The sequence below is a fragment of the Cupriavidus basilensis OR16 genome (assembly GCF_000243095.1).
Classification (GTDB): Bacteria; Pseudomonadota; Gammaproteobacteria; order Burkholderiales; family Burkholderiaceae; genus Cupriavidus; species Cupriavidus basilensis_D.
This window is the reverse complement of the sequence record NZ_AHJE01000013.1, coordinates 34,957-56,768: the sequence shown is the minus strand read 5'-3', so window position 1 is coordinate 56,768 and position 21,812 is coordinate 34,957. Positions and strand designations below refer to the sequence as shown.

At 67.5% G+C, this 21,812-nt stretch carries 19 protein-coding genes and 4 pseudogenes; 11 read left to right on the top strand and 12 right to left on the bottom strand.

Annotated elements, in window-relative coordinates:
• Positions 1–13: 13 nt before the first annotated feature.
• The 9 genes from OR16_RS04655 to OR16_RS04615 all read left to right on the top strand — a co-directional run bounded on the left by OR16_RS04655 (position 14) and on the right by OR16_RS04615 (position 7,422).
• Positions 14–883, top strand: coding sequence for an urease accessory protein UreD (locus OR16_RS04655; RefSeq protein ID WP_043418479.1), 870 nt, complete (start codon positions 14–16; stop codon positions 881–883).
• Positions 884–939: 56 nt separating this feature from the next.
• A complete protein-coding gene (locus OR16_RS04650) occupies positions 940–1,242 on the top strand; it encodes an urease subunit gamma (protein WP_006156809.1) in 303 nt (100 codons plus the stop codon).
• A 34-nt stretch (positions 1,243–1,276) separates the two neighbouring features.
• Positions 1,277–1,900, top strand: a complete 624-nt coding sequence (locus OR16_RS04645; protein ID WP_006156808.1) for a HupE/UreJ family protein — start codon at positions 1,277–1,279, stop codon at positions 1,898–1,900.
• Between the two features lie 28 nt (positions 1,901–1,928).
• Positions 1,929–2,234 (top strand): urease subunit beta, encoded by a 306-nt coding sequence (locus OR16_RS04640; RefSeq protein WP_006156807.1) that lies wholly within the window; start codon positions 1,929–1,931, stop codon positions 2,232–2,234.
• Complete coding sequence (ureC, locus tag OR16_RS04635) at positions 2,234–3,952, top strand: urease subunit alpha (RefSeq protein WP_006156806.1); 1,719 nt, start codon at positions 2,234–2,236, stop codon at positions 3,950–3,952. The genes OR16_RS04640 and ureC overlap by 1 nt, the downstream gene beginning before the upstream one ends.
• Positions 3,953–3,992: 40 nt before the next feature.
• The gene (gene ureE, locus OR16_RS04630; protein ID WP_043418477.1) at positions 3,993–4,607 is read left to right on the top strand and encodes an urease accessory protein UreE; all 615 of its coding nucleotides are present in this window, start codon (positions 3,993–3,995) and stop codon (positions 4,605–4,607) included.
• Between the two features lie 21 nt (positions 4,608–4,628).
• Positions 4,629–5,321, top strand: a complete 693-nt coding sequence (locus OR16_RS04625) for an urease accessory protein UreF (protein ID WP_006156804.1) — start codon at positions 4,629–4,631, stop codon at positions 5,319–5,321.
• Between the two features lie 49 nt (positions 5,322–5,370).
• The gene (ureG, locus tag OR16_RS04620) at positions 5,371–6,000 is read left to right on the top strand and encodes an urease accessory protein UreG (RefSeq protein ID WP_006156803.1); all 630 of its coding nucleotides are present in this window, start codon (positions 5,371–5,373) and stop codon (positions 5,998–6,000) included.
• 402 nt (positions 6,001–6,402) lie between these two features.
• Positions 6,403–7,422, top strand: a complete 1,020-nt coding sequence (locus OR16_RS04615; RefSeq protein WP_006156802.1) for a threonine/serine dehydratase — start codon at positions 6,403–6,405, stop codon at positions 7,420–7,422.
• A gap of 39 nt (positions 7,423–7,461) precedes the next feature.
• Here OR16_RS04615 and OR16_RS04610 read toward each other — a convergent pair whose 3' ends face one another.
• Complete coding sequence (locus OR16_RS04610) at positions 7,462–7,851, bottom strand: helix-turn-helix domain-containing protein (protein ID WP_043418476.1); 390 nt, start codon at positions 7,849–7,851, stop codon at positions 7,462–7,464.
• Between the two features lie 471 nt (positions 7,852–8,322).
• Here OR16_RS04610 and OR16_RS04605 point away from each other — a divergent pair, with 471 nt between their 5' ends.
• The gene (locus OR16_RS04605; protein ID WP_006156800.1) at positions 8,323–9,087 is read left to right on the top strand and encodes a hypothetical protein; all 765 of its coding nucleotides are present in this window, start codon (positions 8,323–8,325) and stop codon (positions 9,085–9,087) included.
• Between the two features lie 39 nt (positions 9,088–9,126).
• Here OR16_RS04605 and OR16_RS04600 read toward each other — a convergent pair whose 3' ends face one another.
• Both OR16_RS04600 and OR16_RS04595 read right to left on the bottom strand, forming a co-directional pair.
• The gene (locus OR16_RS04600; RefSeq protein ID WP_006156799.1) at positions 9,127–9,819 is read right to left on the bottom strand and encodes a glutathione binding-like protein; all 693 of its coding nucleotides are present in this window, start codon (positions 9,817–9,819) and stop codon (positions 9,127–9,129) included.
• A 158-nt stretch (positions 9,820–9,977) separates the two neighbouring features.
• Positions 9,978–11,240: an acyl-CoA dehydrogenase family protein gene (locus tag OR16_RS04595; protein ID WP_006156798.1), complete on the bottom strand. Its 1,263-nt coding sequence runs from the start codon at positions 11,238–11,240 to the stop codon at positions 9,978–9,980.
• Positions 11,241–11,432: 192 nt separating this feature from the next.
• Between OR16_RS04595 and OR16_RS04590 the strand changes: the two are divergent.
• Positions 11,433–12,219: pseudogene (locus OR16_RS04590) on the top strand (LysR family transcriptional regulator).
• A gap of 29 nt (positions 12,220–12,248) precedes the next feature.
• On the opposite strand, the gene OR16_RS04585 reads toward OR16_RS04590, so the two are convergent.
• The 9 genes and pseudogenes from OR16_RS04585 to OR16_RS04545 form a co-directional block, all read right to left on the bottom strand.
• Positions 12,249–12,512, bottom strand: coding sequence for a hypothetical protein (locus OR16_RS04585; protein ID WP_006156795.1), 264 nt, complete (start codon positions 12,510–12,512; stop codon positions 12,249–12,251).
• Positions 12,513–12,514: 2 nt separating this feature from the next.
• Entirely contained in the window at positions 12,515–13,669 is a 1,155-nt protein-coding gene (locus OR16_RS04580; protein ID WP_006156794.1) for a hypothetical protein, read from the bottom strand.
• Positions 13,666–14,217, bottom strand: a complete 552-nt coding sequence (locus tag OR16_RS42800) for an RNA polymerase sigma factor (RefSeq protein WP_237716932.1) — start codon at positions 14,215–14,217, stop codon at positions 13,666–13,668. Before OR16_RS42800 ends, OR16_RS04580 begins: the two co-directional genes overlap by 4 nt.
• A gap of 220 nt (positions 14,218–14,437) precedes the next feature.
• Positions 14,438–15,718: pseudogene (locus OR16_RS04570) on the bottom strand (vWA domain-containing protein); the annotation flags it as partial.
• Positions 15,719–16,100: 382 nt separating this feature from the next.
• Positions 16,101–17,135 (bottom strand): Bug family tripartite tricarboxylate transporter substrate binding protein, encoded by a 1,035-nt coding sequence (locus tag OR16_RS04565; RefSeq protein WP_006156791.1) that lies wholly within the window; start codon positions 17,133–17,135, stop codon positions 16,101–16,103.
• A gap of 257 nt (positions 17,136–17,392) precedes the next feature.
• Positions 17,393–18,391, bottom strand: a pseudogene (locus OR16_RS04560) (phosphotransferase); the annotation flags it as partial.
• Positions 18,392–18,473: 82 nt separating this feature from the next.
• A complete protein-coding gene (locus tag OR16_RS04555; protein ID WP_006156789.1) occupies positions 18,474–19,208 on the bottom strand; it encodes a histidine phosphatase family protein in 735 nt (244 codons plus the stop codon).
• A gap of 109 nt (positions 19,209–19,317) precedes the next feature.
• A complete protein-coding gene (locus OR16_RS04550) occupies positions 19,318–20,097 on the bottom strand; it encodes an oxepin-CoA hydrolase, alternative type (protein ID WP_006156788.1) in 780 nt (259 codons plus the stop codon).
• Positions 20,098–20,198: 101 nt separating this feature from the next.
• Positions 20,199–21,721: pseudogene (locus tag OR16_RS04545) on the bottom strand (3-hydroxyacyl-CoA dehydrogenase).
• Between the last annotated feature and the right edge of the window lie 91 nt (positions 21,722–21,812).

Below are 21,812 nucleotides of genomic sequence, written 5' to 3'. Positions count from 1 at the left end.
CATTCCACTATTCATGCGTCATCCAGACTTTCCTTCGTCCCTCGCCGTGCCACCCGCATGGGAGGCCAGCCTGCGCCTGCGGTTTGCCGCGCGCGGCGAGCGCAGCGCGCTGGTCGAGCGCCGCCACAGGGGGCCTTTGCTGGTGCAAAAGCCACTCTATCCGGAGGGGTCGATCTGCCACGTGGTGATCCTGCATCCGCCCGCCGGCGTAGCCGGCGGCGACAGCCTGGACATCGACGTAACGGTGGGTGCTGGCGCCCATGCGGTGCTGGCGACGCCCGGCGCGACCAAGTGGTACAAGTCGCTCGGCCGGGAGGCCGCGCAGCGCGTCACGCTGACGCTGGAGGCCGGCGCGCGGCTGGACTGGCTGCCGCAGGAGAACATCGTCTTTGACGACGCGCATGCACGCCTTGCCACCACCGTGACGGTGGCGCCTGGCGCCAGCGCGATCGGCTGGGATGCGATCGTGCTGGGCCGGCAGGCCAGCGGCGAAACGTGGGCGCGCGGATCGCTGGCGATGGAGACCACGGTGAATGGCGGTATGCGCCCGCTGTGGATCGAATGCGCGCAACTGGACGCTGGCTCCTCGCTGCGGCATGCGGTGGCCGGGCTCGACGGGCTCAACGTCATGGGCACGCTGTGGGCGGTAGGCGAGGGCGCCACGCAGGCGCTGGCCGAAGCGCTCGCCGAACAACTGCCGTATGGGCCGGACCTGCGCGCCGGCGTGACGCGGTTTGAGCAGGACGGCCAGTCCATGTTGCTGCTGCGCGTGCTGGGTGCGCAGATCGAGGCGGTCAGGCATCTGATGGTGACGGCATGGAGCGCATTGCGCGAACCCATCCACGGCGTTGCCGCCAGGCCGCTGAGGCTGTGGGCGACGTAGGCGTTGGCCGATCGCGCAGCGGACATACAAAGCAAGAAAACAACGGGAATACCACGATGGAACTCACTCCGCGAGAGAAGGACAAGCTGTTGATCTTCACCGCCGCGCTGCTGGCCGAGCGCCGCCGCGCGCGGGGACTCAAGCTCAACTATCCCGAGGCGGTGGCCTTGATCACCGCTGCCATCATGGAAGGCGCGCGCGATGGCCGCTCCGTGGCGGAGCTGATGCATGAGGGCACGACCGTGCTCGCACGCGAGGACGTCATGGATGGCGTGGCCGAGATGATCCCGGATATCCAGGTGGAGGCGACCTTCCCCGACGGCACCAAGCTGGTCACCGTGCACCATCCGATCGTTTGAACAAGACACGATGAACAAGACCCGAGGTCAAGACATGAACCACTCCAGCCGCTCGCGCGCCGTGAGGCTCGCTACCGTGGGCGCCTCGCTGGCGCTTGCCAGTGCCGCCGCCGCCGCGCATCCAGGCCACGACGCCACCACCGTTGGCGCCAGCCTGTTCGCCGGCTTGCTGCATCCTTTCACCGGCATGGATCACCTGCTAGCCATGGTGGGCGTGGGCGTGTGGAGCGCGCTGGGCGCGCGCTCGCCGCGCGAAGCTTGGCGCATGCCCTTTGCCTTCGTGGCCATGATGCTGGCCGGCGCGGCGCTCGGGCTTGCCGGCACGGGGCTGCCGCTGGTGGAGCCGATGATTGCCGCGTCGCTGCTGGTGGTCGGCTTGCTGGTGGCACTGCGCGCCAGGCTGGCGGCATGGGCGGGGATGGCCATCGTGGGCGGCTTCGCCGTCTTCCACGGCTATGCGCACGGATCCGAGTTGCCGGCCACGGCCGGCGCCTTGCCTGCGATAGCCGCCTATGTCGGCGGCTTTGGCGTGGCCACGATGGTGCTGCACGCGGCCGGCATCGGCCTGGGCGGCGCGTTGCGCCGCCACGCGGGCTGGCTGGCACGGCTGGCCGGTGCGGGCGTGGCGCTGTATGGCGTCGGCCTGATGGTCGCCTGACCGTGCTGACCTCGACAAGGAACCCATCATGATCCCCGGTGAACTGATGCCCGCGCAGGGCGAGATCGAACTGAACGCCGGCCGTGCCACGGTCAGCGTGGCGGTGGCCAACACCGGCGACCGCCCGATCCAGGTCGGCTCGCATTTCCATTTCTACGAGACCAATCCCGCGCTGGATTTCGACCGTGAGGCCACGCGCGGCTTCCGCCTGAATATCGCCGCCGGCACCGCCGTGCGCTTCGAGCCGGGGCAGCGCCGCACGGTGGAACTGGTGGCGCTCGCTGGCGCGCGCATCGTCTATGGCTTCAACGGCAAGATCATGGGAGCGCTGTGATGAGCGTGAAAATCTCCAGGCAGGCTTATGCCGAGATGTTCGGCCCTACCACCGGCGACCGCCTGCGGCTGGCCGACACCGGGCTCATCATCGAGGTGGAGAAGGACTTCACCGTGTACGGCGAAGAGGTGAAGTTCGGTGGCGGCAAGGTGATCCGCGACGGCATGGGCCAGAGCCAGCGCATGGCCAAGGACTGCGTCGACACCGTTATCACCAATGCGCTGATTGTCGATCACTGGGGCATCGTGAAGGCCGACATCGGCCTCAAGGACGGGCGCATTGCCTCGATCGGCAAGGCAGGCAATCCGGATATCCAGCCGGGCGTGACCATCGTCGTCGGGCCGGGCACCGAGGTGATCGCGGGCGAGGGCATGATCGTCACCGCCGGCGGCATCGACAGCCACATTCACTTCATCTGCCCGCAACAGATCGAAGAGGCGCTGATGAGCGGCGTCACCACCATGATCGGCGGCGGCACCGGGCCGGCCACCGGCACCTTCGCCACCACCGTCACGCCCGGCCCCTGGTTCATGGAGCGCATGCTGCAAGCGGTGGAAGCCTACCCCATGAATATCGGCCTGCTCGGCAAGGGCAACGCCAGCCTGCCGGGGCCGCTGATGGAGCAGGTCGAGGCCGGCGCCATCGGGCTCAAGCTGCACGAAGACTGGGGCACCACGCCCGCGGCCATCGATAACTGCCTGAGCGTGGCGGACGCCACCGACACGCAGGTGGCGATCCACACCGACACGCTCAACGAGGCCGGCTTCGTCGAAGCCACCGTGGCCGCGTTCAAGGGCCGCACCATCCATACGTATCACACCGAAGGCGCCGGCGGCGGCCATGCGCCCGACATCATCAAGGTGTGCGGCGAGCCCAATGTGCTGCCTTCGTCGACCAACCCGACGCGGCCCTACACCGTCAACACGCTCGACGAACACCTCGACATGCTGATGGTCTGCCACCACCTGGACCCGTCGATCGCCGAGGACATCGCGTTCGCCGAAAGCCGTATCCGCCGCGAGACCATTGCCGCCGAAGACATTCTGCACGACCTCGGCGCGTTCTCGATGATTTCCAGCGATTCGCAGGCCATGGGCCGCGTGGGCGAGGTCATCATCCGCACCTGGCAGACCGCGCACAAGATGGCCGCGCAGCGCGGCAAGCTGCCGGGCGACCCCAATGACGCGCGCGGCGGGCATGACAATTTCCGCGTCAAGCGCTATATCGCCAAGTACACCATCAACCCCGCGCTCACGCACGGCATTGCGCACGAGGTGGGCTCGATCGAGGTGGGCAAGTGGGCCGACCTGGTGTTGTGGAAGCCGGCCTTCTTCGGCGTCAAGCCGAGCCTGATCCTGAAGGGCGGGATGATCGCCGCGGCAGCGATGGGCGACCCCAACGCATCGATCCCCACACCGCAGCCGGTGCACTACCGCCCGATGTTCGGCGCCGCCGGGCGCGCACTGCACAAGTCATCGCTGACCTTCGTTTCGCAAGCGGCGATGGCCGCCGATGTGGGCGGGCGCTACGGCCTGAGCAAGGTGCTGTCGGCGGTACAAGGCACGCGCACCGTGGGCAAGCGCGACATGGTGCACAATGACTGGCAGCCGAACGTCACGGTGGATCCCGAGACCTACCAGGTGGTGGCCGACGGCCAGTTGCTGATCTGCGAGCCGGCTACCGTACTGCCGATGGCGCAGCGTTATTTCCTCTTCTGAAGGGCCGCTTTGCAAAAGATCGACAAACACCTCGCCGCCCATCGACAAACACCTCGCCGCCCCGCACGGCATCGCCGCCGTGCTGGTGCGTCGCGCGCCCAAGCTGGTACTGCCTTTTGCCGAGCGCAGCAAGAGCCGCCTGCGCGCCACGCTCGACAATGGCCAGGAAGTGGCGCTGTTCCTCGCGCGCGGCACCGTGCTGCGCGGCGGCGACCTGCTGGTCACCGAAGGCGGTATCTTCGTCGAAGTGCAGGCCGCGCCGGAGTCCGTGCTGCAAGTCGGCGCCAGCGATCCGCGGGCGCTGATGCGCGCGGCCTACCACCTCGGCAATCGCCACACGCCGGTGGAAGTGGGCCGCGACTACCTGCGCCTGGAGTTCGACCCGGTGCTCGCGGACATGCTGGCCCGCCTCGGCGTGCAGGCCGAACGCGCGGAACTGCCGTTCGAGCCGGAAGCCGGCGCCTACGGCGGCGGGCACAAGCATGGGCACGAGGCGACGTTTGCCGAGGACTATGCGGTGGCGCAGGCGGTGTTCCATGAGCATCACGGGCATGAGCACGACCACGACCACGACCACGGTCACGAGCACGACCACGACCACGACCACGATCATGCGCCGCATGTCCATGACGAGCATTGCGGGCACAAGCACTGACCTTCAGTGCAAAGTCGTTCCATGACCCAGCTGTCCCAACTCATCTCCCTGCTGCACCTCGCCTCGCCGGCGCTGCCGATAGGCAGCTTCAGCTATTCGCAAGGGCTGGAGGCGGCCATCGAGTGCGGCATGGTGCGCGATGCTGGCAGCGCGCAGCGGTGGGTGCGCAGCAACCTGCTGGACGTGCAGGCGCAGTGCGAAGCGCCCGTCTGGCTGCTGCTGTATCGCCATTGGCGCACGCTGGACGCAACGCGCCTGGCCGAATGGAACGATTGGTTCCATGCCACGCGCGAGAGCGCCGAGTTGCGGCTGGAGACGGAGCAGATGGGCTGGTCGCTGGCGCGGCTGGTGGCGCAGATGGAGTGGGGCGATGCGCGGTTGCGCGCGCAACTGGTGGCGTTGGCGCCGGTGTGCCTGCCTACCGCCTTTGCCGCGGCCTGCGTGGCGCTGGACGTGAATGAGCGCGATGGCCTCGCGGCTTATTGTTTCAGCTGGGCGGAGAACCAGGTATCGGCGGCGCTCAAGGCGGTGCCGTTGGGGCAGGTGGCCGGGCAGCACATCCTGCGCCGGCTGCATCCCGCGGTGCTGGAGACCGTCGACGAGGCCGTGCGCCGCGCCGATGCCGAGCCACCGCGGCTGTCTACCTTTTCCCCGATGCTGGGTCTGCTGTCCGCGCGCCATGAGACGCAGTACTCGCGGCTGTTCCGTTCCTGAAACGGGCCACGGCAGCATTCAAACGATTCCCCAAGACAAGATCTCCACCATGACCCAGGTTCGTACCAAGAAGAATCCTCCGTTGCGCGTCGGCGTGGGCGGCCCCGTCGGTTCCGGCAAGACCACCTTGCTGGAGATGCTGTGCAAGGCCATGCGCGAGCGCTATGATCTGATCGCCATCACCAACGATATCTACACCAAGGAAGACCAGCGCCTGCTGACCATCTCCGGCGCATTGCCGGCCGAGCGCATCATGGGTGTGGAAACCGGCGGTTGCCCGCACACCGCGATCCGCGAGGATGCCTCCATCAACCTGGAAGCGGTCGATCGCATGCTGGGCAAGTTTCCCGATGCCGACATCGTCTTTATCGAGTCTGGCGGCGATAACCTGGCGGCCACCTTCAGCCCGGAACTGTCGGACCTGACCATCTACGTGATCGACGTGGCCGGCGGCGAGAAGATTCCGCGCAAGGGCGGCCCGGGCATCACCAAGTCGGACCTGCTGGTGATCAACAAGACCGACCTGGCCCCCTATGTGGGCGCTAACCTGGATGTGATGCAGAGCGATGCGCGCAAGATGCGCGGCGCGCGCCCGTTCGTGATGGGCAGCGTGAAGTCGGGGCAGGGGCTTGACGAGGTGATCGCGTTCATCGAGCGCCAGGGCATGCTGGGCGTGTAGCCGCGGGTTCACTTCGCCCGTGGCCTCCGGTGGCTGCGGTTCCAGTAAGCCAAGGCAAGGCATGGACGGCACGCCGTGCCCGCGCATTCCACGCACGCCGCCACATCGCCGCGGCTTGTGGCATACTTGCCGATCCATGACGTTCCAATCGCTCGCCCCTTCTTCGCTGTGCCGTACCACCGATACCGGTGGCGCTGCTGCATGCGTGGGTGCCGAGATGCCGGTCGGGGTTGCCTGCGCGTCCGGCGCGTCGTCGATTTCCTTCTCGTTCTCCATTATTCGAATTATCCGGGGTCGCTGAGCTGCGGCTTTGGCTGGTGCTCGGTGGCCCGTGGTCCCTCCCTTGCCGTGCACGGCCATAGGGGCCTGCACGCGACCAACCGATTCGATGGAGAACACCCGATGTCCGATCTTTCCGACCTGCGCGCGCACGCCCGCTATCCTTCCCTGCCCGAAATCCAGGACACCGCGCGGCGCCTGCAAGGCAAGGTGCTGGAGACGCCCGCGTGGCGCTGGCAGACCGGCGCGGCCCAGCAGCTCGATGCGGGCACGGAAGTCTGGCTCAAGCTGGAGTTGTTCCAGATCACCGGCACGTTCAAGGTGCGTGGCGCGCTCAACAGCATCGAACACATGGATGCCGCCGCACGCGCGCGCGGCGTGGTAGCGGCCAGTGCCGGCAACCATGCCATGGCGGTAGCCTACGCGGCCAAGGTGGCCGGTGTCGGCGCCAAGCTGGCAATGCCGGCCACCGCCAGCCCGGCGCGCGTGGCGGCCTGCCGTGAGGCGGGCGCCGAGGTGCTGCTGCTGCCGGACGTCCATGCGGCTTTCGACCGCGCGCTGCAACTGGTGGCCGACGAGGGCCGCACCATGGTGCACCCGTACGACGGCCCGCTGATCGCGCAGGGCACGGCCACGGTCGGGCTTGAGCTGATGCGCCAGGTGGCCGGGCTGGATGCGGTCGTGGTGCCGGTGGGCGGCGGCGGCTTGTGGGGCGCCATCGCCGCGGCAGTCAAGCAGATCAATCCGGCTTGCCGGGTCTACGGGGTCGAGCCGGAGGGCGCCGATGCCATGAACCGTAGCTTCGAGGCCGGGCGGCCGCAAACGCTGGAGCGCGTCACGACGATTGCCGACAGCCTGGGCGCGCCCTATGCGCTGGACTACAGCTACGGCATGTGCCGCCAGTTTGTCGACGGCATGGTGCGCGTATCCGACGAGGCGATACGCGCCGCCATGCGCGTCCTGTATCGCGACATGAAGCTGGCCACGGAGCCTGCCACCGCGGTGTCCACCGCGGCGCTGCTGGGGCCCCTGCGCCAGACGCTGGCGGGCAAGAAGGTCGCGCTGATCGTGTGCGGGTCCAACCTTGACGCCGAGCGTTTCGCCGAACTGCTGGCGGTGGACGCGCCCGCCAGCGCCCGCTGAGCCCGGTGCCGCTCCGCGCGGCTGGCCTGCGCGGCGCCGTCAGGCCTGCATGGCCCTGACGGCGATCGTGCGCGCCACCGATGCAATCACATCCTGCTCCGCATCGGTCATCAAGGCCATGTGACGCACGGTGACGCGCTGTGCCGGCGTGATGTTGAACTCGGCGCAGCGTTGCTCCAGCACGAGCGCGCTGCCACGGCCGTTGCTGCCGGCCTCGCTGAAGTTGAGCATCTCGCGGGCGTCCACGCCAAGCGTGCCGGCCAGTGCGCAGATATTGATCAAGGAGACATTGCGCATGCCGCGCTCGATACCGCTGAGGTAGGAGCGCGCCATGCCGCTTTCGAGCGCGAGCTTTTCCTGTGACCAGCCACGCTGTTTGCGCAGTGCTGCAAGGTGTAGCCCGAAGAGCTTGAGAGGATCAGCGACCATGGCTCTATACGTGATTGAGAACGGATTGAGGCTAAGGGTTTGACCTCTTTGTAGCGACGCCTTATAGTAGTACGTACTATGGGTATCTGTCAGTTTCAATGATTATGTCATTTATGGTGATATAGGCGATCGCTGGCATATGTTGGCGTCTTGTTGGCGTCTTGTCGGCATGTTGCGGACGCTATTGGCGTTAGCGTTGGCGTTGCACAGGACGTAACTCGGCGCCAAGGCATGCCACGCAACCTGCGGATGATGTCCGTGGGCAAAGGGAAAAACCTTGTCCGAATGATACGAACGATACGAACGATACAAACGGGTTTCGCGGCAACAAGGACGAGGCGACCGGCCTCCGCGTCTTGTTCAGGCGGCGAGGCACCAGGCCCAAAAAAATGCACGGCCTCGACATAGAGGCACTGAAACCCCCGGGAAGCGCGGCGCTGTTTTTTTCCATCACCCGGAGAATGGAGTGCCATGCGTATTTTTTCGTTGTTCGATGCGCAGATGCGCGGCGAAGTCCTGACAGGCGGAACCGCATCGCAATTGCGCGTGGGCTTGCAGGTGAGGGTGGTGCCGGAGGCTGCTGGCCTTGGCAGCAGTGGTGACTACATCTTCTTGCCGCAGGGTGCGATGCAGTCCGGCATCGTCACGGCCTGCGCCGAGTGGTGGGCTTGCCTGTGCGGCACGATCAAGCTGACGCCGGTGGGCGGAGAGCCGGTGCTGGTGTCCGCGGGTGGCGTGTATGCGCTGCGCCAGGCCGAACGCCTGCATCTGGCGGTGCTGCAAGACGCGGTATTGATCCGCGCGGTCCTGGACCCGAATGCAGTCGGGCTGATGGGGGCGGGCGTGACTAGCAGCTACGATGCTTTTGCCGGGGGGCAGGCGGGCCGCTGGCAGCCGGATGGCCTGAAGCGCGGTGCGCAGGATGGCGTGCCGCGCGCCAACGCGGCCTTTGTTTCGCTGGCCGAGGGCGAGCCGGACTGGGCGCTGCGCTTGCGCGCGGGCGGGCTGAACTGGGCCGCCTGCCACGCGGGCACGCTATGCCTGCAGTGGCATTCGCCCTGGCCGCATGTCGAGCCGCGGGTGGCGTACCTGCAGCCCGGCATGGTCTTCGCGCCGGACCCCGATGAAGCGTACCGGATCGATGCGCTGCATCCCGTGGCGAGCCTGCTGTGCTGCCTGCAGGCGCCGGCGCGCGTGGCCGGCGCGGGCGGGATGCAGGGGCCTTTCCTGCATTGATCGCCTCGCGCGATGGCCATGGCCACGCTGGCGCACGGTTCAGCGGCGCTGGTACTGCGTGGTGCCGAACAGGATTTCCCGTTCCTTGTCGCCGGTCAGCGGCTTGCGTTCCTGCGCCAGCACCGCGACGCCGCGCTTCACGGCGGGCCGCTCGGCGATCTCAAGGAACCAGCGCTTCAAGTGCGGATAGTCGTCCAGTTCCACCCCCTGGTTTTGCCAGCTGCGCAGCCACGGGAAGGTGGCGATATCAGCCACGGAGTATTCGCGGCCAGCCAGCCAGGCATGTTCCGACAGTTGCTTGTCGATGACGCCGTACAGGCGCTTCGCCTCGTTGGTGTAGCGGTTGATGGCGTACTCGATCTGCTGTGGCGCATACATGCGGAAATGGTGCGCCTGGCCTAGCATCGGGCCGACGCCGCCCATCTGGAACATCAGCCATTGCAGTGCATCGTACTTGCCGCGCACGTCCTCGGGCAGGAACTTGCCGGTCTTGCCGGCGAGGTACAGCAGGATGGCGCCGGACTCGAACAGCGCGATGGGTTTGCCGTCCGGGCCGTCGGGGTCGACGATGGCCGGGATCTTGTTGTTCGGGCTGATCTTGAGGAAGTCCTCGCCGAACTGGTCGCCGGCGCCGATATTGATGGGGTGGACCTTGTACGCGAGGCCGCACTCCTCGAGCATGATGTGGATTTTGTGGCCGTTGGGCGTGGGCCAGCTGTAGACGTCGATCATCGGGAAGGGCTCCTGGCTGTGATCGTGCAAACGGTGAACCGCCACATCAACCACTGACGTGGCGAACCGCGCGATTTAAGCACAGAAGAAAAAAACGCGCAGACAGGCTGCGCGTTTCCCATGTTGCCAGCAGGGCCGGCGGCGAGGCCAATTGCGGCTTAGAAGCCGCGTGCCACCGGCATGCTGATGTCGTCCGAGCTCAGGCCCATGTGCTTGGCCAGCTCCAGCTTGGCGATGGCGTTGCGGTGCACCTCGTCCGGGCCGTCGGCCAGGCGCAGGGTGCGCTGGTGCGCCCACCAGTTGGCCAGCGGGAATTCGTCCGACACGCCAGCGGCGCCATGCACCTGGATGGCCCAGTCGATCACCTTCAGCGCCATGTTGGGGGCGACGACCTTGATCATGGCGATCTCGGCCTTGGCCACCTTGTTGCCAGCGGTGTCCATCATGTAGGCGGCCTTGAGCGTGAGCAGGCGCGCCATTTCGATTTCGCAGCGGGCTTCGGCGATGCGCTCGCGCGTCACGCCCTGGGCGGCCACCGGCTTGCCGAATGCGACGCGCGACAGGGCGCGCTTGCACAGCAGCTCCAGGGCACGCTCGGCCACGCCGATGCTGCGCATGCAGTGGTGGATACGGCCCGGGCCGAGGCGGCCTTGGGCGATCTCGAAACCACGGCCTTCGCCCAGCAGGATGTTGGCCGCCGGCACGCGCACGTCCTTCAGCTCGATCTCCATGTGGCCGTGCGGCGCGTCGTCGTAGCCAAATACCGGCAGGTGGCGCTTGATGGTGATGCCCGGGGTATCGGCCGGCACCACGATCATCGATTGCTGCTCATGGCGGCCCGCTTCCGGATCGGTCTTGCCCATCACGATATACACGTGGCAGCGGGGGTCGCCCGCGCCCGACGACCACCACTTGGTGCCGTTGATCACGTAGTCATTGCCATCGCGGCGGATGCTGCAGCAGATATTGGTGGCGTCAGACGAAGCCACGGCCGGCTCGGTCATCAGGAAGGCCGAGCGGATCTCGCCGCGCAGCAGCGGCTCCAGCCACTTGTCCTTGAGTTCTTCCGAAGCGTAGCGCTCCAGCGTTTCCATGTTGCCGGTATCGGGCGCGGCGCAGTTGAAGACTTCGGCCGACCAGGGCACTCGGCCCATGATCTCGCACAGCGGTGCGTATTCCAGGTTGGACAGGCCTTCCGGGGCACGCTTGGAATGGGGCAGGAACAGGTTCCACAGGCCGGCTTCGCGCGCCAGCGGCTTGAGTTCCTCGATCACCTTGGTCGGGATCCAGGCGTTGCCGGCCTGGCGGTTGGCCTGGATTTCCGCGTGGAAGCGCTTCTCGTTCGGATAGATGTGCTTGTCGAAGAAGGCCAGCAGGCGAGCCTGCATTTCCTTGACCTTGGGGGTGTACTCGAATTGCATGTTGTCTCCTCCACCTCTGAATGAGGCCGGCATCGGTTGGGCCGCCGCAGGTTGCGGCGGGCCGTTCCCGGCACCGGCAGACGCGGTTTGCGCCGACTGGAGAGGACTGTACCGCAATCCAGGTAATTAGAAAAATGAATTTTCTGGATTAGCCAGTATCAATACTGTGCATTCCATGCCAGAATGCCTTTCATGCAGCTATCCCGCATCGACCTCAATCTCTTCGTGGTGTTCGACGCTATCTATAGCGAAGGCAGCATCACGGCCGCCGCCCGCCAGCTTAACCTGACTCAGCCTGCGGTCAGCCATGCGCTGGGGCGCATGCGCACCTTGTTTGACGACCCCTTGTTCGAGCGGCGCGGTCAGGGCATGGCGCCCACGCCGCTAGCGCGCTCGCTGGCCGCCGAGGTCCGCACGGCCCTGCAGTCCTTTGCCCGCACCTTGCAGGACACGCCGCATTTCGATCCGGCGGCCACGGTGCGCCGGTTCACCATCGGCATGCGCGATGCGCTGGAGTCCACCTTGCTGCCGCCGCTGATGGCGCGGGTGACCGCGGTGGCGCCGCAGGTGGAAATCGCCGCGATCCGCTTTGACAGGCGGGAGATGGAGTCGGAATTGCTCTGCCGAGCATGTGCATGTGTCTTCGCGCCGGCGCGGGGCTTCACTGGAAGACCAGGCGCTGCACCGCATGGGCCTGACGCGCCGGGTGCGGTTGCGCTGCCAGCATTACGCCGCGGCCTGCCGGGTGGTGAGCTGCACCGACTTGCTGGCCACGCTGCCGCTGCGCTACGCGCGCATCGCCAACGAGCCCTATGCCAACCGCCTGCTCTCACTGCCCTTCAAGGTGCCTACGCTGGAGTTGCACCTTTACTGGCACGCCGGCGGCGAGAACGATGGCGCCAATCGCTGGCTGCGCGAGCAGTTGCTGGCAGTGATCAGCGCGCTCGGCGGCGGCGCGGGCGAGTTGGCGCAGGACTGAACGCGTCGGTTTGCCCCACCTCTCAGCTCTCAAGGCGCGCTGTCGGCCTGGCGCTCGATGCGCACGGTGGCTGGCGGCAACGTGCTGTCGGCCTGTACCGCATACGGCAGCGGCGGCCGGTATTGCGCCGGCACCGCCTGCCACAGGCGCTCGGCCCATCCCCTGACCTCGGGACTTGCCGGCGACGCCGCCGTGAGGCGCAGCGCGAGCTGCGCCCCGGCGGCGGGCTCTGCCCCCGACGGGGCGGACAGCAGGCGCTCCACGGCCAGCTGAGGCTCTTCCCGCAGGCTCATTGTCATTGTCCCCGGCCGTTGCACGCGTGCTGCGGGCGCGGGAGCGCGTGCGGCATCGGCCTGCATCGACGGGCTGGCGTGCAGCGCGAACCGGGGTGGCTCGATGGTGGGCGACGGCGCCGGTGGCGCGATGGGCCCGATCGGGGCGATCGGGGTGATCGGGGCCGGCGGCGCGATGGAAGCCATGGGGCCATCGGTGCCGGCGCGCGCATCGCAGGCGCGGGCACTGCGGCGGGCGGCGCCCCGGCAGAAAGCGAGGCTGTCGCGCCTGGCGCGCTTTCCTTGGGCGCCGGCGCGCGCTGTTCCGCGATCGCGTCGGGCTCGCGCTGCGCGGACTTGGCCTGTGCCTCGGCGGGCGGCGCGCGATGGGTTTGTGCGTTGGCCGTGGTTGGCGGGCTGGCCGGTTGCGCAGTTGGCGGCGGCACCGGCGCATCCGCGCGCGGCGCTGGCGGTTGTGCGGCAGGTTCGCCTTGCGGTGCTGGTGCCGCAGCCGTAGCCGTTGGCTGCGCTGCCGCCCGGGCGGCAGGCCTGGCGGCTTCCGCCCGCTGTTCCGCCTTGCCCGTCACGGGCACAGGGGCCTTGGCCGGCAACGTGATTTCGCCGTCGCGCAGGTCAAGCTGGCGCATGACGATCTGCAACGACAAGACACCCACGCCGAGGGTGGCAGCGAGCACGCCCAGCGCGGGCCACCAGCGCCGGGCAGGGCGGGTAGGGGCCTGCTCGCCTGCGGCAGGCTGCGCGGCGGGCTTTGCCTGTTCACGCAGCCATGCCTGCGCAGCCTCGCCGACCGGGGCGCCCAGCACGCTCCGCGGCGCGTCGCCGCGCCGGACTTCCGCCAGCACAGCGTCGCGGCGCGTGGCCTGCGCCGCCTGCATCCGCGCAGCTTCCGCCATGACCGATGCCTGCAGGCCGGCCGGCGGCGTGAACGCCATGTCGTCGTCACCGGTGGGGGCTTCGGCTTGCTCCGCATAGGCCCGGACCTTGGCCGGCAGCGACGCCGGCGGCAGCGGCGCGGGTGCATTCCGCGCAGCCTGCTCGGCCCGCGCCGCGGCCATTACCGAGGCCTCCAGCGAGGCGGGCGGCACAAAGGCCGGCAACTCGCGCAGCAGTGCCGCGAGCCGGTCCTCGCCGGCGATGAAGCGTTCGTCCGCGCTCATGGCAGCCGCTCCTGCGACGCGGTGGCGGTGGCCGCCAGGCTCTCGCGCAGCCGCGCAAAGGCGTAGCGCAGCCGGCTCTTGATGGTTTCGAACTTCTCGCCCAGCGTGAGGGCGATGTCCTCCACGCTCATCTCGCTGAAGAAACGCAGCACGATCACCTCGCGCTGGGGCGCCGGCAGCGCCAGCAGCGCTTGCCGCACGCCCTGCAGGTTCTGGCGCAGCTGCGCCTCGGCCTCGGGGCTGAGGTCATCCGCCGGCAGGGCGAGGTGCGCTTCGTCGAGCGTGTCGCGCTGGCGCTCATAGGCGCCGCGCAACTGGTCCAGCCAGGTGTTGCGCGCGATCTGGAACAGGAAGGTGCGCAGGGCCGCGCTGGGCTGGTAGTCCGCGCAGCGCGTCATCAGCTTGACCCAGGTCTTCTGGGCCACATCCTCGGCCTCGCCGGTGTTGCCCTGGCATAGCCAGGCCACGTAGTTGTACAGCGCTGCGTTGTGGCGGCGGAACAGCTCGGCCACCGGCTGCTCGATCAGGCCGTTGGCGACCAGCAGCATCAGGTCGGTATCCGGCAACGCGGACAGTCCGGCAGAGGATTGGGGGGGCGGGGCGCCAGGCGGGGAGGCATGCATGCGCGGCAGTATATGACAGCCCCGCGCACTGCTGTGCGGGGTTGTCAGCGCCGGGCGCTCGCGCGCGGACAAGCCGGTGGATCGCGGGGCGGGCGGCCTCAGCGTGGGCGGCTCCCGGGGCTACCTGGCCGAAGCCGGCGACCGCCGCGGCGAAGCGCAAGGCGTCGTCGGCCTGCGCTAGCGGCCGCACCGCGCTGTCCCGCACCGGCAGGTCGATCAACTCGCTGGCTTGCGCCTGCGGCAGCTTGTAGCGCAGCTTGATGTGGGCCAGTTCACCCGCGCTGCTCTTGCCCGGCTGGGCGGCGGGGCTGGGCGGCTGGTAGCGCAGCGGGTCGATCAGGCCGGGCTGGCCCGCCAGTGTCAGCTCATACAGCGCCGTCACCGTGTGGCCGGCGCCGATATCGCCGGCATCGACCTGGTCGTTGTTGAAATCCTCGCGCTTGAGCGCGCGGTTTTCATAGCCGATCAGGCGGTATTCCTTGACCGTGGCGGGGTTGAACTCGACCTGGATCTTGACGTCGCGCGCCACCGTGGCCAGCGTGGAGCTGAATTCTTCCACCAGCACCTTCTGGCCTTCCATCAGGTTGTCGATATACGAGTAGGCACCGTCGCCCGCGTCGGCCAGCTGCTCCATCAACTGGTCGTTGTAGTTGCCCGTGCCAAAGCCCAGCGTGGACAGGGAAACGCCGGACTTGCGCTTCTCCGCGACCAGGGCCTTGAGCTGGCGGAAGTCCGTGATGCCCACGTTGAAATCGCCATCGGTGGCCAGCAACACGCGATTGATGCCGCCCGCGATAAAGCTCTGCTGCGCGGCCTGGTAGGCCAGTGCGATGCCGCTCGCGCCGGCGGTCGAGCCGGCTGCCACCAGCGAGTCGATGGCCGACGAAATGGCGGCCTTGTCGCTGCCCGAGGTCGGCGCCAGCACCACGCGCGTGCCGCTGGCGTAGGTCACCAGCGTGATGCGGTCCTGCGCGCGCAGGGCGTTGGTGAGCAGCTTGAGCGAGGATTTCAGCAGCGGTAGCTTGTCGGGCGAATACATCGACCCCGACACATCGACCAGGAAGACCAGGTTGGCAGCCGGCAGGCTGTCGCGCGCCGCGTCGGCCGCCTTGATGCCGATGCGCAGCAGCACATTGCGCGCTTGCCATGGCGCGGGCGCGGCGTCGGCGTGCACGGCGAAGGGGCGGCCGTCGCGCGGCTGCGCGTAGTCGTACGGGAAGTAATTGACCATTTCCTCCACGCGCACCGCGTCGGCCGGTGGCAGGCGGCCCGCGTTGAGCAGGCGGCGCACATTGCTGTAGCTGCCGGTGTCGACGTCGATGCTGAAGGTGGAGACGGGCGCTTGCGCCACCTGCTGCACGCCGTTCTCGTCAATGGCGCCATAGCGCTCACGGTCTGGCCCGGGCTGCGGCTGCGGGTAGGGCATGGGCCGCGCCATCAGGGTCATCGGCGCCGCGGGCAGGGTGCGCATGACTGGCGCGCGCTTATCGGCTACAGCATTGGCGGCGGCACCGGCCGCCGCCTCCCTGGCGGCAAACGCGGCGTCGCGGGTCTTTGGCCGGCGCGGATTGCGCGGGAGCGGCTGGGGCAACCGGGGGCGGCTGCGTGGCCGGTGCCGCGTTGTCGGCCCGTGCGGGCGAATCCGGCGGAGTCGGGGCGGTGGTGGAATGACCACCGCATGCGGCCACCGCGAAGGCAATGGCTAGGGCTCCCAAGCGCTTGAGCATGTTCTTTTCTCCTGAAAGGCCGCGCCGGCGATGCCGGCGGCAGGGCGCTGTCAGTGAAACGAGGCAGCCTGGCGCAAGGGGTTAAGCGCGATCAAATAAATGCAAGAACTTGCCAAGACCCGGCGCGCGGATCAGTCGAGCCGGATGTCGGCCTGTTTCGGCGCTGAAGAACTTGTTGGTCTCCGGTGGCGTCATGGTCACCACTTCCGCGCCCTGGCCGGCCAGTTGCGCGCGCACGTCCGGCAAGCGGATGATGCGGATCAGCTCGCTGCTGATGCGTGCCACCAGCGCGTCGGGCATGCCGGCCGGCGCCATCACGCCCTGCCAGGTGCCGGATTCAAAACCCGGCACGCCTTGCTCGGCAATGGTCGGGACTTGCCCGACCAGCGGCATGCGCGTCTTCTTGGAAACGGCAATCACCTTCAGCTTGCCCGCCTGGACCTGGGGCAGCGTTGCCAGCATGCCGTTCATCAGCACCTGGGCCGTGCCGCCCACGGTATCGGCCACCGCTTGTGCGCCGCCCTTGTAAGGCACGTACTGCCACTTGGCGCCGGTAGCCTGCGCCACCGCCACGCCGGCCAGGTGCGGCGCGCTGCCGATGGCGGTCACGGCGAAATTGAGCTGGGTGCGCTTGGACAGGTCCACCAGTTCCTTGAGGTTGCTGACCTGCACCGAAGGATGGACCACCAGCAAATGCGGCGAATACGCCAGCATGGAAACGCCCTTCAGGTCCTTGCCCGGATCAAAAGTGAGCTTGGTGTAGACGGACGGGCTGATGGCAAGCGCGCCGATATCGCACAGCAGCAGCGTGTGATTGTCGGTGCCGGCCTGCGCGACCATGGCGGCGCCGATATTGCCGTTGGCGCCCGGCCGGTTGTCGACCACGATGGGTTGGCCAAGCGCTTCACCGAGCTGGCGGCTGATCAGGCGGGCGATGATGTCGGAGGAGCCGCCGGCGGGGTAAGGGACGACCAGCCGGATCGGGCGGGTGGGCCAGCCGGTGGTTGCCTTGGCCGGGGACGAAAGCAGGGTGCCGGCTGCGCCGAGGCTGCCCAGGGTGGCGGTGGCGCCCAGGGTTGAGAGCTGGGTCAGGAAAGTACGGCGGCTGGTTGGCATTGGCTTTGTCTCCGGTATTGGTTTTGTTGTATGTTGTCGTATGTGTTGGATAATAACTGGAAGTCAAGATTGGGTCCAGGGCATTTTCCCGGCAGGATTTTGGCGTGGCGAGTAGCGAACCTGGTGCGGGTCATCGTGAGATCGTCGCCGAAAGCAGGGCTACACATCATCTGATACGATAACCTGTCCCGTAAAAAAACCTCTTCCCCGCGGCTGGGGGAAGAGGTTTCCTGGTGATCCCGGCGCAGCGCCGGATGCGCGGATGACGCTGTCCCGTCCACCACGCGCTTCATGATCCCCTGCAGGATGCCGGCGATCCTGAACATGCTGAAAGCCAGGTAGAAATTCCAGTCGCCCGTGATCGGCCTTCCGGTACGTTGCTCGTAGGTGCGCCGGTAGGTTGCCTCGTCAGGGATGCCAAGCCCGGCATGGTCCAGCCCGGCGATGCCGCGGAACTGCCCGGGCGCGATATGCCAGCTCATGCAGTGGTAGCCGAAGTCGGCCATCGGGTGCCCCAGCGTGGACAGTTCCCAGTCGAGCACGGCCAGCACGCGCGGCTCGGTGGGATGGAACATGAGGTTATCCAGCCGGTAGTCGCCATGCACGATGGACGTGAGATCGGCGTCTTCCTGCGGGATATGCCCGGGCAGCCAGGCCATCAGCGAGTCCATGGCGGGAATGCTCTCGGTCTCGGACAGCTTGTACTGCTTGGTCCAGCGCTCGATCTGGCGCGAGAAGTAGTTGCCCGGCTTGCCGTAGTCGCCCAGGCCGATGGCCTGGTAGTCGACGGTGTGCAACGCGGAGATGACGCGGTTCATCTCGTCGTAGATGGCGCCGCGCTCGGCTGGCGTCATACCGGGCAGGGATTGGTCCCACAGCACGCGGCCGGCGACGAATTCCATGATGTAGAAGGCGCGGCCGATCACGGTCTCGTCCTCGCACAGGGCGTACATCCTGGCGACCGGCACGTCGGTGCCGGCCAGCGCGGCCATCACGCGGTATTCGCGTTCGATGGCGTGGGCCGAGGGCAGCAGCTTGGACTTGGGGCCAGGCTTGGCGCGCATGACGTAGGTCTGGCCCGGCGTGATCAGCTTGAAGGTGGGGTTGGACTGGCCGCCCTTGAACTGCTCGATGGAGAGCGGGCCGGTAAAGCCGGCTACATGCTCGCGCATCCAGGCTTCCAGCGCGGCCATGTCGAAGCGTTGCTGCTCGGCTACCTCGCGGGTGCCTTCGAAATTCGAAACGTTGGTGCTCATGCTGTCTCCGTGTTTTCGGTATGTTCCGGGTATTCCGAGATTCGAATCTGTCTGTTTTTTGTTTTATCTGCTTGCGGCGTGGCTAGCTGGCCGGCCCGCGCAAGTCGCGAAAGCGCAGGTACTGGTGCAGCAGCACTTCCATGGTGGTGTGGCGCGTACCGCTGTGCACGGGCGTGGGCGGCGAGTAATTCATCATGCGGACCACCCAGTCCTGCGGATCGTCGCCCACGTCCAGCACATTGATGCAGCCGGCGGTTTGCATCAGGCTGCCGTAGAACACGCGGCGCCCGCAGGTGATGGCGTGGGAGAGGATGGCGCGGTTGGTGCCACCATGCAGGACCAGCAATGCGGTGTCCCAGTTCGGGTCGTCGCGCAGGCGGCGCAGCGCGGGCAGCACGCGGTCGAGGAATTCGCCCACGCTCTCGCCGTCGAGGAAGCGCTTGTCTTCTGGCACTTCGCCTTCAAAGGCGCCGATAAAGGCGTCGCGCAGCTTGTCGTCGCTGATGCCGTGCAGCTTGCCGCCACGGATCTCCTGCAGCTCGGGCCAGGTTTCCAGCGCGGCGTCGGCCATGCCGGGCAGTTCCGCCAGCACGCGCTCTGCGGTTTCCACCGTGCGCGGCAGGCCGCTGACGATGATGCGGTCAAAGCCAATATTCTCGGCGGCGAAGGCGCGGCCGGCCGCGCTGGCCTGGGCGCACCCGGTCTCGTTGAGCGGCACCAGCTCGGGCAGCGCCGGGCGGCCAGTCTCGTCGAAGTAAGTCACGGCGCCATGGCGCATCAGGTAGACGCGGCGGCGGGGCGAGGGCGGCAATTCCATGCAAGTCTCCGGTGCTTGTGCTTTCGTGCCCGTCTGCGCGGGCATTGTTGGCGTGGCATTGCGGGCCGGGTGCGTATTGGCGGACCCGGCGGCAGGGCGGCAGGGCGGCTCAGCGGTAGTTCGGTTTGCGCTTTTCCAGGAAGGCACCGATGCCTTCGCCGCCATCCTTGTGATGCAGCGCGGCCACGAAGTTGTCGCGCTCCTCTGCCAGGTGCTCGGTCAGGCTGGCGGTGGCGGCGTGGTTGATCAGCGCCTTGATGCGGCCCATGGCATGCGGCGAGCGCGTGGCCAGCGATTCGCCCAGGCGCAGCGCTTCGGTCAGCGCCTGGCCGGGCGGCACCACGCGGTTGACCAGGCCGAAATGGGCCAGGCGCGCGGCATCCACGGGCTTGCCTTCCATGATCAGTTCGGAGGCGAGCTGGCGGGGCAGGTTGCGCGCCAGCTCGTACGAGCCACCGCCGTCGGGCGTCAGGCCAACATTGACGTAGGCCATCACGAACTTGGCGTCGCTGGCCGCTACCACGAAATCGCAGGCGAGCACCAGCGAGAAGCCGGCGCCCGCGGCGGGGCCTTCCACGGCCGCGATGATCGGCTTGGGGAAGGCGTGCAGCGTTTCGATCCAGTGGTTCAGGACTTCGATGCTCTCGGCTTGCACCTCGCGTGGCTTGGCGCGGTTGCCAAGCAGGCGGTTGAGGTTGCCGCCGGCGCAGAACACGCCGTCGGCGCCGGTGATCACTACCGCGCGGATCTCGTCGTCGCGCGAGGCCAGCTCAAGCGCTTCCTGCGAGGCCGCGTAGATGTCCGGATGCAGCGCGTTGCGTGCCTCGGGGTTCGAGATGGTCAGCACCAGGGTGGTGTCGACGCGTTCGGATAGCAGCTGTGCGGTCATGGCGGCCTGTACGGATGAGCGAATGCAACGATGCAACGATGCAAATGCGGTGTCGGATACGAAACGACCGCAGGCCAAGAACAAGCCTGCGGTCGCGCTTCTTACTGCTCTTCGGCCAGCAGCGACAGCTTGAGGCCGGCGCGGCGCCACAGCCACGGGCTGGGGCGGTAGCGCATGTCGCCGGTCAGGCGCTCCAGGTTGCGCAGCACGGTCAGCACCAGGTGCGGCCCGATCACGTCGCCGAGCGCCAGCGGGCCCTTGGGGTAGCCCAGGCCGAGGTTGACGGCGAGGTCGATGTCCACCGGCGTGGCAATGCGCTGCTGCGCGATGTCGCTGGCGATATTGACGATGCAGCTGATGATGCGCTGGGCCACGAAGCCGGCCGAGTCGCGGATCACGGTCACGGGCACGCCGTCGCTGCCGAACAGGCCGTGCGCGGCCTCGCGCATGGCAGCGGAGGTGGCCGGCGTGGTCATCAGGGTGCGGCGCTTGGTGGCTTCGAGGGGCAGCAGCGTGTCGATGGCCACCACGCGGGTCGGGTCCAGGCCTTCCTGCAGCGCGCAGGTGGTGGCATCCAGGCCCAGCGGCGTGACCACGATCAGGGCCTCGGCGGAGGGGTGGTTGCCGGCTTCGGTGGTCATGCCCAGGGCGCCGATCAGCTTGACGGCCATGGCGTGGCCGCGCTCGTCGGCGTGGCTGACCCAGACGCTGGCCGGGCGCGCGGTGGGCACGGCGGCGGTGGCGGGCAGTTGCTTCTGGCCGTCGACGTAGCGGTAGAAGCCGGCACCGGCCTTGCGGCCGATCAGGCCGCCCACCGAGCGGATTGCCGTGATCGGCGACGGGCGGTAGCGCGGTTCCTGGTAGAACTGGTTGTAGATCGATTCCATCACCGGGTGGGACACGTCAAGACCCGTCAGGTCCATCAGCTCGAAGGGGCCCATGCGGAAGCCCGCCTGCTCGCGCATGATGGCGTCGATGTCGGCAAACTCGGCCACGCCTTCCTGCGCGACCTTCAGGCCTTCGATGTTCATGCCGCGCCCGATGGTTGACGATGAAGCCGGGCATGTCCTTGCAGCGCACCGGGGTGTGCCCCAGGCGGCGCGACAGCGCCATCAGCGCATCACCCACGGCGGGGTCGCCAGACAGGCCGTCGATCACCTCGACCACCTTCATCAGCGGCACCGGGTTGAAAAGTTGATAGCCGGCGACTGCGCCCGGGCTGCTTCGCGCCGACCGCGATCGCGGTGATCGACAGCGACGACGTATTGGAGGCGATGACCGCATCCGGACGCAGGATGGCTTCGAGCTTTGCCACCAGGTCGCGCTTGACTTCCAGCCGCTCGACGATGGCCTCGAGCACCATGTCGCAGCCGGCCAGGTCTTCCAGCGCATTGCAGGGCAGCACGCGGGCCAGCGCGGCGGCACCATCCTCGGCGCTCATCTTGCCTTTTTCGGCCAGCTTGGCGAAGGTATCCTGCAGGTATTGCCGGGCGGCGGCCACGGCCTGCGGGTTGGTGTCGTACAGGCTGACGGTCAGCCCGGCCTGCGCGGCGATCTGCGCAATGCCCCGGCCCATGGCACCGGTGCCGACGATGCCCAGCGAGTCAATGGTGAAAGTGCTCATAGTGCGTCCAGAAAAGTGTGGTTAAATTAGCACGATCGTACGTTTTTTGCATCATCCGCGACAGTGGGGCAATGCAGGTGGCGTGCGCTGA